The organism is Rhizobium sp. SG741 (assembly GCF_012275435.1).
GTDB lineage: Bacteria > Pseudomonadota > Alphaproteobacteria > Rhizobiales > Rhizobiaceae > Rhizobium > Rhizobium lusitanum.
This window is the reverse complement of the sequence record NZ_JAAZQP010000011.1, coordinates 147672-162741: the sequence shown is the minus strand read 5'-3', so window position 1 is coordinate 162741 and position 15070 is coordinate 147672. Positions and strand designations below refer to the sequence as shown.

Genomic DNA, 15070 nt, shown 5'->3' with positions numbered 1-15070 from the left:
TCGGATGGTTTGACGGCATGGCATGTCAGTCGCTCTGGTCGATGTCTCCGACCGGGCCGCCATCGGCCCATGCGTAGATTTCCCAGAGATTGTCGTCCAGGTCAGCAAAATAACAGCAGCGTGCGTTCCAGTTGTAGTTCTGCGGCGGTGCCTGGAAGATCACGCCGGCGGCCTTGAGCTCCGCGTAGGCGGCGTCGACCTTTTCCGGGGAGGGGACTTCAATAGCTGCACAAGCCTTGTGCACACCGGGCGGTGCTTTGCGACCGGAGATGCCTGTATTCTCGGCAATATGGCCGATCTCCCAAAGCGCCAGCGTGATGCCCGCTCCTTTGAAATCGGCGAAGCCCGGAGCGCGACGACGCGGTTTGAAACCGAGGCGATCGACGTAGAAGGCAGAGGCTCTTTCGACATCCTCGACCAGAAAGCAGATGTCCGTAATCGGATTGATTTGCGCAAAAGCAGCCATATGAACTCTCCTGATGCGAAGAGTGTTGCAGGCCGCCGCCGCCAGAGATTTCAAATTCTTGCGATGCTCTTACGCAAAACTGCTAAGTTTGCTTCGCTCATTGGATCAAGGGCGGACCGAGCGTCGATATTCTTTTGGTGTCATTCCCATCAAGCGGCGGAAAACGCTGGAAAAATGTGCTTGGCTGGAAAAGCCGGTCGCGTAGGCTATTCCGGAAAGCGTTTCCTTTCCATCGGCGAGATAGAGCCGGGCCCGCTCGATTCTGCGCTCAAGGATGAAACGATGGGGGGCCATACTGGCAGCCTTCTTGAACTCCCTGCTGAAGTGGAAGGGGCTCATATTTGCCACACCGGCGAGTTCTTCGACGCTGAGATCGGCTCGTCCCAGCAGGCTCTCGATGTAATCGATCACGTGTCTGAGATTTTGCGAGGTCATTGGACGATCGCTCGGCGGAGACGCCGCCCCCAAAAGCTTCACGACGCAGCAGGCGAGCGCCATGCCGAGATGTTCTATCAGCAACGGATCGCTGCGGTCTCTCTGCTCGATGGCGAGGGCGAGGGATAGCGCGACCTGCAATGTCGTTGGGTCCGTCGTCGCGCTAAGTGCGTCGCCGTCCATATGCTCGGGATCGAAATCTCCGTTGACGAGACTGCTATAGAGCTTCGGCGATTGAAAGATGGAGATATAGTCGGCTTCGTCGCCGTCAACTTCAAGAGAAATGGTTGCGGGCTGAAAGCCCAAGGTAAAAGGTGCCCTAGTGATCCTGTGGAAGCTTCCTGTGCCAAGGCGATAGGCATATCTGCCGTGGGCTGTGCGGTTGATGGAGATGCGGTGGAGCGAACCTCTTGAAATCATCTGACCCGCTGAGCTGCGATAGGTCTCGACGATCATGTCGTGCTGAATGAACGCCCGATAGTTCTCAAGCGACGGCCGGCTTATCGAAAATATCTGCGGATCGATGTCGAGCATTCTGTGTTCTCCATCGAGGATAGAAGCAAATTTCGCGCCAAACTTCCAGCTCGGCTATGTCAGGCTGATGGGATAGTACTACGGGCGCGATGTGGTTTGCCTAGCCAAGCGAGTGTTGGCGCAGAATTCAACGTTGGAATATCGGAGCGATGGCGTAGGCTTATTTTCGATGTCACTGCAGCGCATACAAGTTAGCGAGACTAACTCTTGGCGGAGCGAAGGTTGGCGGGAGTTTGATAAATCGTTGGGCATCGTAACGTTAACCTGTCGGCGATTGGCCCGTGCGATTTTGTGGCATGCACCGACGCTCTCGTGATCGCCTTTATCGCCGCCACCGTTTCCCAGCTGAAGTGATTGGCCACGCCGTCTGGCTGGCTGTCGATCAGGGTGGCTTCGTTCTCCACGTGCCGGTGCAAAGCCGCCGCAATACCAAGGCCGCCAAGCGTCTGATGCGAAAGCTTATCAAAGGCAGGGCCACTCGCCGCGTGTGATGATTACCGATAAGCTGCCATGCTACGGTGCGGCAAAGCGCGACATTACGCCCGGCGTCGAGCATCGCTCGTACAAAGAACTAAATAACCGTGCGGCGAATTTCCATCAACCCACACGACGGCGAGCGTCGGCCGGCAAGACGTCTTACCCGAGATTCGTTAACTTTACGATGCCGGGCCGAATGTTCAAATCCGCTTAAGGTACAAATCGGCTCAGAAGATTCGCCCCGTTACTATCCGCGACAGCCATAGAGCCAGCCAGTAGTTCGGCAATGGCTTGATACGGCGTTGACGCGACGTCGCCAATCACCGCGTCTCGAGCATCCGCATTAAGCGGCCTCGATAGCTGTCGAGGATAACGGCCAGCACGATGACGGCGCCAATGACGATCGGCTTGATGTTGTCGTCGGCGCCCAACAGCTGCAAGCCCGTCGACAGCACCTGCAGGATACAGGCTCCCACCAGCGTTCCGACAATCGAGCCCTTGCCGCCCGAAAGGCTGGTGCCGCCGATAATGACCGCTGCGATGGCATTAAGCTCATAGCCAACGCCTGCAACCGGGCTGCCGACATTGAGCCGAAGCAGATAAACCATGGCTGCGATACCCGCCGTCAGCCCGGAAATCGTGAAGACCGCGATTTTGATCTTTTTTGGCTCATGCCCCGACAATCGGACCGCCTCCTCATTGGTGCCGACCGCGAAAACAAATCGGCCGAACACCGTGTAGCGCAGGACAAACCAGCCGATGAGGACAACGACGATCGCAATCAGGAAGATCGATGGGAGTATGTCCCAGAAGATAAGGTTGCCGAAATCGACAAAAGGCTGCGGCAGGCCAGTGATGGTGGAGTTATCGCTGACGACGCGCGCCAGGCCGCTTGCAACATTTAGCATGCCGAGCGTGACGATGAAGGAGGGAAGCTTCCATTTCTCGCATACCCACCCGTTGACCGCTCCAAGGACGGCACCTGTGCCCATCGAAGCCAGCGACGCCAGCACGATCGCCTGCCAGGGGGAAAATCTGGGGTCGACCATGATCGTCGCACCGATGACGGTGCAAAGGGCAAGCAGCGAGCCGACCGAGAGATCGATGCCTCCAACGAGAATGACGAAGGTCATGCCGGAGGCAAGCACCGTGTTGATGGCGATCTGCACGAAGATCTTCAGAAAGTTCTCCGGCGTTGCGAAATATGGCGCCGTCACCGAGAAGAATATCAGGATCAGAACGAGAGCGATGGCAACGCCCGCTTCCTTCATCGAAATCCGGATGAGCTTGTCCCAGACGGTACTCTCTTTCGCCTCGGCCTTGTTTTCAATGTTGCCGGACACGACTGTACTCCTTGTAGGCGAGTGAGAGGATCCTGCTCTCTTCGAATTGGTCCCGGGCGATCTCGCCGGCTATCTTGCCGTCCGAGAAAACGATGATGCGATGACAAATGCTGATGAGCTCGGGAAGGTCGGAGGAAACGACCAAGACACCCTTTCCTTCAGCGGCAAATTTCCACAGAAGATCGTAGATCTCAGCCTTTGCGCCCACGTCGATCCCCCGGGTAGGCTCATCGAAGATCAGCACCTTTGGGCCGCGGAACAGCCATTTGGCAATAACCACCTTTTGCTGATTGCCGCCGGAAAACGTCCGGACCACCTGATGAACGGACGGCGTTTTTATATGCAGTTCCCGCACGAGGCGTTGCGAATGCTCGTCCTCGATCGTTCGACTGATCAAGCCTCTGCGAGAAACTTTGCCAATATCCGTGATGGTGGTGTTTTCGGCACAGCTCATGTCGAGCATCAAGCCCTGCATCTTGCGGTCTTCGGTTGCCAGGCACAGCCCTGCCGCAACCGCATCCTTAGGCGAATTGATCTGGACCGGCTCGCCATCTATGCGAATTTCCCCGGCCGCTTTCACATCGGCTCCGAATATGGCGCGAACTGCCTCCGTTCGACCACTGCCCACCAGCCCCGCAATGCCGACGATTTCACCCTTGGCGACGGAAAATGACAGTCTCGGGCCGTTTCGTGTCACCTTCAAGCCGGAGACACCGAGCGCTTCGCCCGATACGACGCTGTCGCCGCGAAAAGCACTATGATGCGAGAGCGTTCGTCCGACCATAAGTTCAACGATCTGCGGAATGGCTAGTCCTGCGAGCGACCGCGTAATCACATGCTGGCCGTCGCGCAGGATAGTGACATCGTCACCCACCTCGAAAATCTCCTCGAGCCTATGGGAGATGTAAAGCGTCGTGACACCCCGCGCTTTCAACCGCTTCAGAATTTCGAACAGGCGATCGACCTCCTTGGAGGTCAAGGTCGCCGTCGGTTCGTCAAGAACCAGAAGCTTGCTTTCGTAGCAGAGCGCCTTGGCTATCTCGAGCAACTGCAACTGCGCGATGCTCAAGCGACTGGCAGGCGTCGTCGGGGCTACGTCGAGACCGACTTCTGCTAGGAGTTCCGCCGCCCTGGTGTTCATTTGCGTGTAGTTCACCAAGCCGTATCGGCGGGGCAGATGTTCAAAGAGCAGGTTTTCGGCAACGCTAAGATTGGAAAGAGGATGCAGTTCCTGATGAATGACGCGGATGCCTGCCTTGAATGCCTCCAAGGGAGAGGCTGGATCATAGCGCTCGCCGTCAAATAGGATTTGACCGTCATCAGGCCTGAAGACACCGCCGAGCAGGTTGATAAGGGTGGACTTGCCCGCGCCGTTTTCACCCAGAAGAACATGTCCCTTGCCGCGACCGATGCGTATCGAAACATCCCTGAGCGCCACGACGCCCGGGAATCGCTTGCCTATCCCTTCCAGCTTCAAGATGTAGTCATCTGCCGCGTCTGACACGTCCACCTCATGCATGGTCTATTGAAATAAGAAATGGCCGCCCGCCCGTTACTACGCCAAGGTGGCTCGAAAACCAGCTTTACCGGGCATTCCACGGGAAAGCGATCCGGCAGCGGATAGCGCCGGCCGAGCAGCCGGCGCTTTGTTTAGCCACTAAGCCAATGGCTCGGACTACTTGATGTCCTTGGCGGTAATGAGCGTGACGTCCGTCTTGACCCAGCCGCTGAATTTTTCGCCGGCGTATTCGCGAAGACCATACTTGATACCCAAGGCCGCCATCTCGGCACCGTATTGCTCAACAGTGGCAAGCATTTTACCGTCCTTGATCAACGGCTTGACAGATGGAATATTGTCGAAGCCGACGACCTTGATTTTGCCGCTCTGGCCGGACGCATCGAGAGCCTTGACGACGCCGAGCGCCATGGAGTCATTTGCGGCCATGACGCCCTGAATATCCTTATACTTGGTCAGGAAATTCGTCATGACGGTGTTGGCTTCTTCCGTCTCCCAATGGGCGGTCTTGCTGTCGAGAAGTTCGAGCTTGCCGTTCTTGATGGAGTCCATGAAGCCCACCTTGCGCTCCTTGGCGTTGTCGGCCTCAGGATTGCCTTCCAGGATTACGACCTTCGCGCCCGGCCCCAGCTCCTTGGCAAGAGCATCGCCCGAAAGCTTGGCGCCCTCAGTGTTGTCCGGCCCGAAGAAAGCAAGATCGACCCCGGCTGCCTTCTTCGCGTCCGCATCCAGGGGCACGTCGATGTTGATGACCTTGACGCCGGCCTTCACTGCCTTTGCAAGCGGAGTGACCATCGCCTTCGAGTCGGCCGGCGCAACGACGATGATGTCGTATTTCTGCGTCACGAAGTTTTCGACGGCATCGACCTGTGAGGCGAAATCACGCTCGTCCTTCATGCCGACGGCCTTGAAGTCGAACTTTTCCTTGTTCTCAGCCGCATACTTGTCGGCGCCTTCCTTCATCTGCTTGAAGAACTCATTGGACAAGGACTTCATGATGAGACCGACCTTGGGCTTGCTAGCCGCGAAGGCGGGCGACACGCCGCAAGACAGCGCAAGCATCAACGTGCCTGCAAAGCCAAGCTTCAACGCCGCACGGCGCGGCGCGCTGATCAAGACGGATTCATGCTTTTTGGAATTGGACATTTCTCTCCTCCCGAACGGTCCTGGGCTCAGCTCCACCTGAGTTGTCAACGACAATGAACCGTTTCCAGATACAATTGGGTAGCATGCTCTCAACAATTGTCAAGACGTCACAAATTAGAGCTAAAGTCGGCGTGGATTGCAATTTTCTCCATATGCTGCAGTATATGCGGTGAACCGTTTCCATCAGTCGCATGCGCTTTCCACTGCATGACGTCGCCGGCAGTCGAATTTGGATGCGTCGCTTCGATTAAGACGGTAGAGAGCACTTGCTGAAGCCCCGGATCACGCGACTTTTGGCCGCTGACGGCGAAGATGAAGGACATACGTTTCTGTTATGCCAAAGGTCGGAATTCGAGACGTTGCCAAGCTCGCGGGAGTTTCCACCGGGACCGTTTCGAGAGTTCTGAACAATCATCCCTCGGTCACACGGGATTTGAGGGCGCGCGTCAGCGGCATCATAGAAGAACTCGGCTATATGCCCGATCCGTCCGCAAGAAGCATGCGCAGCAAGGTTAGCCGCCTGATCGGCATCGTCATCCCTGATCTGACCAATCCCTTCTTCTCGGAACTCGTCCAATCAGCCGAGCAAGCTGCCGCAAGACGCGGCTATAACATCATCGTCATGACGTCTTTCGATCATGCGGCAAAGGAAGCAGACCGCATCGGGCAACTGACAAGCCGAAAGGTGGACGGCATCATTCTCGTTCCGAGCAACGATTTCCATACGATCAAGCTGCCGAAAGGGCTGCCGATCGTCGTGGTCGACCGTCTTATGCCCGGATATTCGGGCATCGCCTCCGACCACCGCAGCGGCGTTCGACTGGGTGTCGAATACCTTTTGAAACTCGGCCATCGTCGTATCGGCTTCATTTCAGGCCCAAAACATTCGGTCCCCGCCAGTGATCGTTTAAAGGGTTATCGGGATGCGATGGAGCAGAACGGCGGCAAAGTGCAAAATGCCGAACCGTCGCTGATTGCCGAGGCGGCATTCGACTACGAGAGCGGGCGAGCGGCGGGAAACTATCTCCTCGCGCGTGCGCGTAGCGAGCGCCCGACAGCCATATTCGCGAGCTCGGACCAGCAGGCGATCGGTTGCATGCGGGCGGCATATGATTTGGGTATCCCGATACCCGCAGCCCTTTCCATCGTAGGCTTTGACGGCATCCCGCTGTCAAGCATGACAATCCCACGCCTGACGACAATGAAGCAGCCGATCCAAAAAATCGCGGCAGCAGCCGTGGCGGTCCTGTTGAATGAGCGGCCCGCACCAAGCGTCGACCATCCGATCTTATTCGCCTGCGAGCTTTCTGAGGGCGAAACAACTGCGGCTCCTCAACCAGACTAAGATTTTGGCATAGTCGCGCGGCCGCTTTATCGCAAGGAGCGCGATTTCTGACGCTCGTGGGCAGGTCGTCGAGCGTTTCGCCCACAGCAAATTCCACCACAACACAAAGTGAGGAAGTCCCCGTTCAAATGCAAAGCGACCGCGCAACCTGCGGCACCAAGGCTACCGTCCCTTGGGGTGGAAAGGACCGGTCAGCTCAGGCTTTTCTAAGTTCCTCAAATGGAACAACTTGATTGCGGGGTAGGGAGCGCTTGCCCAGCTTGCGAAATAGTCAACGCTGACGTCGTTACCCAAGCCGCGGAGATTGCCTTTGTCAGCCGCGGTTCGGTAGAATTACTTTTTATCTCTTCGTTTCAAACGGATACTGATTGGACCGCCCTCATCCTGACTGAGCTCGAACTGATTTGTCTTGCGAACAAGGTCGCTGAGTTTTCGAAAGCCGAATGTGCGTGGGTCGAAATCCGGCGCGAGATTCAGGAGCTGCTTGCCAACTGTGCCCAGATTGACCCAGCCGTCCTCGCTGTCCTCCTGCAATAGGACTCTCTTGATCAGTGGGACGGCGGTGCTCGCCGGCTGCAGCGGTTTGTCGGCAGACGCGATGGCCTGGCCGTCCTTGGCCCCGCCGGGCAGCAGGTTTTCGGTATAGATGAACCGCCTGCAAGCCTGACGAAAACTCTCCGGTGTCTTCTGTTCGCCGAAACCGAATACATCCACGCCCTGTTCGCGGATACGGGCGGCAAGTCGGGTGAAATCGCTGTCCGATGACACGAGGCAGAACCCATCGAAACGGCCGCTGTGCAGCAAGTCCATCGCATCGATGACCAAAGTAATATCCGAGGCATTCTTTCCTGTCGTATAGGCAAATTGTTGCTGCGGAATAATTGCGTGTTTGGCTAGCACATCCGCCCACCCTTTCGAGCGCGTACCGGAAAAGTCGCCATAGATCCGGCGGACGCTCGCCTCGCCGATCTTGGCGACTTCTTCAAACAAGCCGTCGGCGATCTTGGCCGATGTGTTATCGGCGTCGATCAGCACGGCGAGGCGCGGAGAACGTGTTTCAGATGGCATTTCGCTCCTCATAGGTGAAACGGACCCGAACCTCACACAGGGTACTCGTTCGAAACCGACGCGTCAGCCGCTGTCACCAGAATTGGCCGTATTTCGTGCTCTCTCTCTTCGGCGGCAGGACCAATTGGCATAGACGGCGAAACGCTCGCGTCTCGCGTCCGTTGGACGTAAGCCTACGATTTGTTGCTGCTGCTCCACCTGCTTCCATAGATGCTACAATATAGGCTAACTTCGGTTCACCAGGTGGTTTGTTTTGCGCCATTCTTCGTACTCTCCACGGGCATCGTCATGCAGCGGATAATATCGCTGCAACGACCCACCCTCCATAAGCTTCACTCGCGAAAACTCCTCCCAATCGTGATGCTTTTGCGACTCTTCGATTACCTTAGAAGCCATTGCGACTGGAAGCACCACCACCCCGTCGTCGTCGGCGACGATGATGTCGCCGGGGATTACCGTGACACCGCCGCAGGCAATCGGAACGTTGACGGCATTGGGATAGATGCTGGTCTGCACATGATAGTTGGGCGTCCAGCCGCGCAGCCATAGGGGGAGATCCAGCTTTTCAACATTGGGCCGATCGCGCATGCACCCGTCGATTACGATACCAGCGCCGCCTCTGCCTTTGAAATACGTCGACATCATATCGCCAAAGACGCCCGAGCTCATGTCGCCGCGCGCGTCGACCACGACCACATCGCCCTCCTGCGCGTGATAGAGCACGTGCCGGTGCAACTGCGTCTCCGGATCGGCATATTCTCCCTCGGTGAAGAGGTCGGGCCGCTGCGGCATGAACTGGAGGGTCAGCGCCGGCCCGACGATCGACTTCCCGCGGTTCTGCGGCACGGGACCGACCATGTGCGGATTGCGGAAGCCCATGTGGCCAAGCGTGCCGGCAACCGTCGCGGCGCCGATTTCCTGCAGTGCGTCGATCAGGTCTTTAGGCGGTCGCGTAATATCGGGAGTATGCGTCATTTTAGCCTCCGGTGGATGGAACTACCAGTTCGTAACAGAACCGTCGCGGCGCTTCAGGTGAGGTGCTTCCCAGAAACGAAAACTCTCCACCTTGACCACCTCTTCGTTGACCTCGACGCCGAGCCCCGGCAGATCGCTCACCGGATAGTGGGGGCCGTCGAGCCGCGGTTGCACTGGGAAAAAGTCGGCATTGTCAAAGCCCAGCTTTGTTTCGGGCGCCCTGGTCTCGAGCCAAGCGAAACTCGGTACCGCAGCGGCGAGATGGATGGTCGCGGCCGTGCAGACCGGGCCGAGGGGATTATGCGGCATCAGGTCTACATAGTGCGCCTCGCTCCAACCAGCGACCTTCATCGCTTCGGTGAATCCGCCAACATTGCAGATATCGAGCCGGTTGAACTGATGGATGCCACGCTCGATGTAGGGCAGGAATTGCCACTTGCTGGAAAATTCCTCACCGATGGCGAACGGGATGTCGGTCATCGTGCGCAGGGATTCGTAGGCCTCCGGCGTCTCGTCTCGTATCGGCTCCTCGAGGAAGTCGAGTACGCCACGACCGAGCTTGTTACAGAAGCTCGCCGCCTCTGCCACCGACAGCCGGTGATGATAGTCGATACCGAGTACGACGTCGTCGCCCAGCGCCGCGCGCGCCTTGTTCAGCATAGTTGCGGTGGCACCAATCGACTCCCGCGGCTCAAAGATGTCCTTGCTGTTTTGCCCGACGGGGAAGAAGCGGATCGCCTGCCACCCCTGTGCGCGTAGTTCGCGGGCTCGTTCGATGGCAACATCGCCCTCGGCCTCGTCGCCGGTCGAGGCGAAGGTGGGAATTCGGTCACGCTGCTTGCCTCCCAGCAGTTCATAGGCCGGCACCCCCAGCGCCTTGCCCTTGATGTCGTGAAGGGCAATGTCGATGGCGGAAATCGCCGCCTGCAAAACGCGCCCGCCTTCGAAGTATTGGCTGCGATAAACTTCTTGCCAGATCCGACCAATCTGCATCGGGTCGCGGCCGATGAGAAACTCGCGATAGTGCTCGATCGCGCCGGCCACGGCCTTCTCGCGACCGCTCAAGCCGCTCTCGCCCCAGCCAAAGATGCCGTCGTCGGTCTCGACCTTGACCAGCATCTGGTTGCGCGTTCCTACCCATACCGGATAGGGTTTGATAGCGGTGATTTTAAGCTTCGCAGTCATCCACACCCTCGTTTCACACGCATCCGCTCTGTCTCAGTTGGCCTTGAGGGCCATTTCTGTTTCGCCATCGAACAGATGCATCCGCTCCTGATCGAACTCGAGCCAAATTGGCTCGTCGGGCGCGACGGCAATGGTCGGCGGGACGCTGACATTGACGATGGCGCCGGACAGGAACGCCTGTACGAAAGTGACGTCTCCGGTCGGCTCCACGGTGTAGGCCTTTGCAGGGACGCTTCCTGGCACCGCACTCTTGTGCAGTTTGATCGTCGAGTGACGTGCGCCGAGCACGATTTTCTTGGTGGTTGCCCGCGCGACCTTCCGGGCGTTTTCTGACGAGAGCTCGAGGCGCCAGCCCTCCGCGCTGGTCAACACTATGTTGCCGCTTGCCGTTGACGCCTCCAGCGGAACAAGGCTCATCGCCGGGCTGCCGACGAAGCTGGCGACGAACATGTTCACCGGATGGGCAAAAACCTGCGCTGGTGAATCGTATTGCTGCAGGTAGCCGCCGTTCATCACCGCCATCCTGTCGGCCATGGTTACCGCTTCGAGCTGGTCGTGCGTCACATAGATGATCGTCGCCTTGAGGTCCTGGTGGAAACGCTTGATCTCCGACCGCATCTGCACGCGCAGCTTTGCGTCGAGGTTGGAGAGCGGTTCATCCATCAGGAATACCGCCGGATCGCGAACGAGGGCACGGCCCAGCGCCACGCGCTGCTGTTGCCCGCCCGAAAGTTCGCGTGGCTTGCGCTCGAGCAGTTGCGTCATGTCGAGCACTCGCGCTGCTTCCTTGACCTTCCTGTCGATCTCGTCCCTTGGCAGTTTGCGCATCTGCAGGGGGAACGCCAGATTTTTGTAGACCGATTTCTGCGGATAGAGCGCGTAGTTCTGGAACACCATTGCGATGTCCCGGTCCTTGGGGTCGAGGTCGTTGACCATCCTGTCGCCGATGACGATGTCGCCAGATGTGATGGGGATGAGCCCCGCCACAAGGTTGAGTGTGGTTGTCTTGCCGCAGCCTGAAGGGCCGACGAGCGCAACAAATTCGCCGTCGTTGACCGTCAGCGAAACGTTGTTGACAGCTTTGAAGCTGCCATAGGTCTTGACTAGATCTTTGAGGACCACGTGGGCCACCGGCTACTCCCCTAGTGCTTGACTGCGCCTTCCGTAAGGGCGCGTACGAAGTATCGTTGCAGTACGAGGAACAGGACCACGACAGGCACGCTCATCATGAAACTGGCCGCCATCAGGCCCGGAAAGTCCGTTGTATTTTCCGAGAAGAAGCGCTGGATGCCGACCGGCAGAGTCAATTGCTCGTTCTTGGAGAGGAAGGTGTAGGCGTAGATGTACTCGTTCCATGCGCCAATGAAGGAATAGATCGCCGTGGCGATGATTCCCGGCGCCGAGAGCGGCATCACGATCAGGACAAAGGCCTGGAACCGCGTTGCCCCGTCGATGCGCGCCGCCTGCTCGAGTTGCACCGGGATGTTGTCGTAGAAGCCCTTGAGGAGCCAGATTGCCAGCGGCAGCCCGAATGTGAGGTAGGTGAGGATGAGTGACCCATGTGTGTTCACCAGCCCGATCGCGCGCATCAGGATAAAGAGCGGCACGAGAAAGATCACTGCCGGGAACATGTTGCGAAGCAAGACGGCGAAGAACAGAAAGTTCCGGCCCGGGAAGGTGAAGCGTGAAAACGCGTAGGCCGCAGGAACAGCCACGATTACCGAAAGGATGGTCGTCGCGGTGGAGACGAAAAGGCTGTTCCAGAAGAAGCGCAGGAAGTCCCGGCCGACGCTGTTTTGCGGATCGAGCAGCTTCTGGTAGCTGGCGAGAGTGGGATGGTCCGGCCACCATTGTGGCGGGAATTGCATGGCCGCGAAGCCGGACTTGATCGAGGTGATCAGCATCCAGATCATCGGCAAAGCGGTGTAAAGGAGCATGAAAACAAGGAAGACGCGTCCGCCCCACCGCCAGCCATCGATGCGCATGCGGCGACGCGCCCGGCCCCGATGAGCAGTTTCGACGATCGCGCTCATTCGCTTCCATCCTTCTGTTCGTTGCCGCTCAGCGCCCGGACGTAAAAGTAGCCGAACGACATAAGGATCAGGAACAGCAGCACCGAATAGGCCGATGCCACCCCCCAGCGCTGGCGACCGAAGGCAAGTTCATAAATGTGGGTGATCCAGATGTGCGAGGCGTTCGACGGCCCGCCGCCAGTCATGATCCAGGGGATGATGAAAGAATTGAAGTTGGCCACTGCCAGCAAGAGGATCGTCACCGTCGAGACGTTTCTCAGGTGCGGAAAGGTGACGTGCCAGAACCGCTGCCATGCATTGGCTCCGTCGACTTTTGCCGCGCGCAGCAACTGATCGGGAACCGTCTGCAGGCCGGCCATCATCATGATCATGGCAAACGGAAACTCTCGCCAAATATTGACGACGATCAGCGAGGGCAACACTGTGCTGACGCTGTCGATGAAATTCGGCGGCCTGTCGGCCAACCCGAGGCCGACCAGCACCGCGCCGATGATCCCAAAGTCCGAATGGTAGATCCACTTCCAGATATAGGACGCGGCGACCGCGCTGATAACCCAGGGAATGATCAGGATGGCCCGCAGGATGCCGCGGCCGATAAAGTCGCGATGGAGCGCCAGGGCGCAGGCAAACCCCAGGACAAATGAGATGAGAGTGGATCCCAGTGTCCAGATAAGAGTGTTCGAGGTAACCGTCCAGAACACCGGACTTGTGAGGATGGCGATGTAGTTGTCGAGGCCGACGAAAATCTTGTCCCGGAGTTGCAGGCCAGGCGGTGTGTTAAAGAACGACAGCTCGATCGTGTAGTAGATGGGATAGGCAATGACGATGAGCATCACGGCGATCGCAGGAAGCACGTATGCGTAGTCAGCGCGATGCTCCCAAATCTTTCGCAGCACGCCGGACCTGTCGGTCTGCAGTCTTCGGCGCGCCTCGGCCTTGCCAGTCAAGATCGTCACTGTGCCCTGCCCTTATTCTTTGGAGGAAAACCGGCTGCTATCGGGGCGCAGCCGGTCAGATCGGCAGGCTCGGACTAGAGTCCGCCACCCATCAGCTCTTTTACCCTCTTGGCTGCGTCGTCTGCTGCTTGATCGACGGTCATGGCTCCTGTCAGGGCATTCTGCAGCATATCGGGAACGATGATGTTCATGATCTCGGGCGATTGTGGCAGCGCCGGGAACGGGATGCCGTATGGCAGCATCGAGGTCGTGACATCAAGGAACTTGATGCTGTCCAGGCGTTCCTTCATCCATTTGGTCTTGAAGCCGTTAAGGTTTCCGGGGTTCGAGCCGGCGTAGGCCATCTTCAGCGACCATTCGGGGCTCGCCCACATGCAGCCCAGAGCCTTTGCAGCCGGCTCATCGACCTTGCCGCCCTCGACATATTCGGGCTTCAGGATGTGAATGTTGGAGCCGCCAAACACCACGGCACGCTTGCCGTCGGGACCAGTTGGTATCAGACCGTAGCGCATGTTGTCGATGACAGTCTGCGCTTTGTCCTTGTCGCTGCCCGTCGTCTTCTTCTGCAGGTCGAGCATGACGTTATAGTCGGAAGGGTGCGATACCATCATGGCGAGCTGGCCAGCGAGGAAGAGGGGCTGGTTATCCGCCTGCTGATTGGTGAGTGCCGAAACCGGAACCGACTTGTCGCGAACATACATATCGTACGAGGCTTGCAATGCCGCCTTGCTCTGCGGGCTATCCAGCTCGACCTGCTTATAGGTCGGGCTCGCGGTAGCTTCGTCGAAGACGCCGCCGCCATAGGCCCACAGCTGCGGCATGAAGCGATAGGGCGTATTGCCGGCGTTCTTGCGCGCCACGAGGCCATAACCGGCAATACCGAGCTTGTCGTGGATCTGCTTGGAATATTTGACGACGTCGTCCCAGGTCGCCGGAGCCTTGTCTGGATCGAGGCCTGCACGCTTGAAGATGTCGGCGTTCCAGATGAACGCCATCGTCTCGTTGTTGGTTGGAACGCCGTAGGTCACCCCTTCCCAGGTTACGGCCTTCATTGCACCGGGCCAGAAATCCTCGGTCGAATACCCTACATCCTCAGGTTTGAGCGGCTGCAGATAGCCCTTTGCGGCGAACTCGGTACCCCCCAGGATTTGCAGGCGCACCGCCATGGGCGCTGCATTGCCCAGAAGTGCGGTCCGAAACTTATCCAGAAGGTCATTATAGGTGAGGGCTTGTTCCTCAAGCTGGATGTTTGGATAGGTTTTGCGGAAGGTCTCGAAGAACTCCTTATAATACTGGCGCAGGAGGTCGGGGTCACCCTCGAAGACCCCCTGATACCAGAAAGTCAGTCGCCCTTTGTAGTCGAGAGGGGTGACCTTTGCGCAATCGCCCGCCGTGTCAAATTCCTGTGTGCCGGCAATGGAGCGCACATATTCCGGCGACCACTTGCTCAAGTCGACCGGCGCGCCCAGCGCAGACGCTGACATCAAAGATAGCGTCAAAGCGGTGGATAAAGTTCCGCGCACGACGGCACCGCCGAGTGAAATCCTCGTCATAGGTATCCTCCAGGTTCTCTCCCAAGCCGCTCTGTATC

At 57.9% G+C, this 15070-nt stretch carries 14 protein-coding genes and 1 pseudogene; 2 read left to right on the top strand and 13 right to left on the bottom strand.

Annotation, left to right across the window (positions count from 1 at the left end; translation table 11 throughout):
• Positions 1–25: 25 nt before the first annotated feature.
• Entirely contained in the window at positions 26–466 is a 441-nt protein-coding gene (locus FHT29_RS25345) for a VOC family protein (protein WP_037191186.1), read from the bottom strand.
• Between the two features lie 105 nt (positions 467–571).
• The gene (locus FHT29_RS25340; protein WP_168595992.1) at positions 572–1435 is read right to left on the bottom strand and encodes an AraC family transcriptional regulator; all 864 of its coding nucleotides are present in this window, start codon (positions 1433–1435) and stop codon (positions 572–574) included.
• Positions 1436–1731: 296 nt separating this feature from the next.
• On the opposite strand from FHT29_RS25340, the pseudogene FHT29_RS25335 reads away from it, so the two are divergent.
• Positions 1732–2051 (top strand): annotated as a pseudogene (locus FHT29_RS25335) (DDE-type integrase/transposase/recombinase); the annotation flags it as partial.
• A 181-nt stretch (positions 2052–2232) separates the two neighbouring features.
• Here FHT29_RS25335 and FHT29_RS25330 read toward each other — a convergent pair.
• The 4 genes from FHT29_RS25330 to FHT29_RS25315 all read right to left on the bottom strand — a co-directional run bounded on the left by FHT29_RS25330 (position 2233) and on the right by FHT29_RS25315 (position 6240).
• Entirely contained in the window at positions 2233–3255 is a 1023-nt protein-coding gene (locus tag FHT29_RS25330; RefSeq protein WP_047640945.1) for an ABC transporter permease, read from the bottom strand.
• A complete protein-coding gene (locus FHT29_RS25325) occupies positions 3239–4774 on the bottom strand; it encodes a sugar ABC transporter ATP-binding protein (RefSeq protein WP_037191175.1) in 1536 nt (511 codons plus the stop codon). Before FHT29_RS25325 ends, FHT29_RS25330 begins: the two co-directional genes overlap by 17 nt.
• Before the next feature lie 156 nt (positions 4775–4930).
• Positions 4931–5917, bottom strand: coding sequence for a sugar ABC transporter substrate-binding protein (locus FHT29_RS25320; RefSeq protein ID WP_168600298.1), 987 nt, complete (start codon positions 5915–5917; stop codon positions 4931–4933).
• A 107-nt stretch (positions 5918–6024) separates the two neighbouring features.
• Positions 6025–6240 carry a hypothetical protein gene (locus FHT29_RS25315; protein ID WP_168595993.1) on the bottom strand — a complete coding sequence of 72 codons (216 nt, stop codon included), beginning with the start codon at positions 6238–6240 and terminating at the stop codon, positions 6025–6027.
• Positions 6241–6251: 11 nt separating this feature from the next.
• On the opposite strand from FHT29_RS25315, the gene FHT29_RS25310 reads away from it, so the two are divergent.
• Positions 6252–7262 (top strand): LacI family DNA-binding transcriptional regulator, encoded by a 1011-nt coding sequence (locus FHT29_RS25310; RefSeq protein WP_168595994.1) that lies wholly within the window; start codon positions 6252–6254, stop codon positions 7260–7262.
• 333 nt (positions 7263–7595) lie between these two features.
• Here the strand turns inward: FHT29_RS25310 and FHT29_RS25305 are convergent, their stop codons facing one another.
• The 7 genes from FHT29_RS25305 to FHT29_RS25275 form a co-directional block, all read right to left on the bottom strand.
• A complete protein-coding gene (locus FHT29_RS25305) occupies positions 7596–8330 on the bottom strand; it encodes an NYN domain-containing protein (RefSeq protein ID WP_037191166.1) in 735 nt (244 codons plus the stop codon).
• Between the two features lie 225 nt (positions 8331–8555).
• A complete protein-coding gene (locus FHT29_RS25300; RefSeq protein ID WP_037191163.1) occupies positions 8556–9305 on the bottom strand; it encodes a ribonuclease activity regulator RraA in 750 nt (249 codons plus the stop codon).
• Positions 9306–9326: 21 nt separating this feature from the next.
• Positions 9327–10490, bottom strand: a complete 1164-nt coding sequence (locus FHT29_RS25295; RefSeq protein ID WP_168600362.1) for a mandelate racemase/muconate lactonizing enzyme family protein — start codon at positions 10488–10490, stop codon at positions 9327–9329.
• A 33-nt stretch (positions 10491–10523) separates the two neighbouring features.
• Entirely contained in the window at positions 10524–11621 is a 1098-nt protein-coding gene (locus FHT29_RS25290) for an ABC transporter ATP-binding protein (protein WP_037191157.1), read from the bottom strand.
• A gap of 11 nt (positions 11622–11632) precedes the next feature.
• Positions 11633–12523 (bottom strand): carbohydrate ABC transporter permease, encoded by an 891-nt coding sequence (locus tag FHT29_RS25285; protein ID WP_037191154.1) that lies wholly within the window; start codon positions 12521–12523, stop codon positions 11633–11635.
• Complete coding sequence (locus FHT29_RS25280; protein ID WP_037191152.1) at positions 12520–13479, bottom strand: sugar ABC transporter permease; 960 nt, start codon at positions 13477–13479, stop codon at positions 12520–12522. The genes FHT29_RS25285 and FHT29_RS25280 overlap by 4 nt, the downstream gene beginning before the upstream one ends.
• A gap of 74 nt (positions 13480–13553) precedes the next feature.
• Positions 13554–15032, bottom strand: coding sequence for a sugar ABC transporter substrate-binding protein (locus FHT29_RS25275; RefSeq protein WP_037191149.1), 1479 nt, complete (start codon positions 15030–15032; stop codon positions 13554–13556).
• Positions 15033–15070 lie beyond the last annotated feature (38 nt).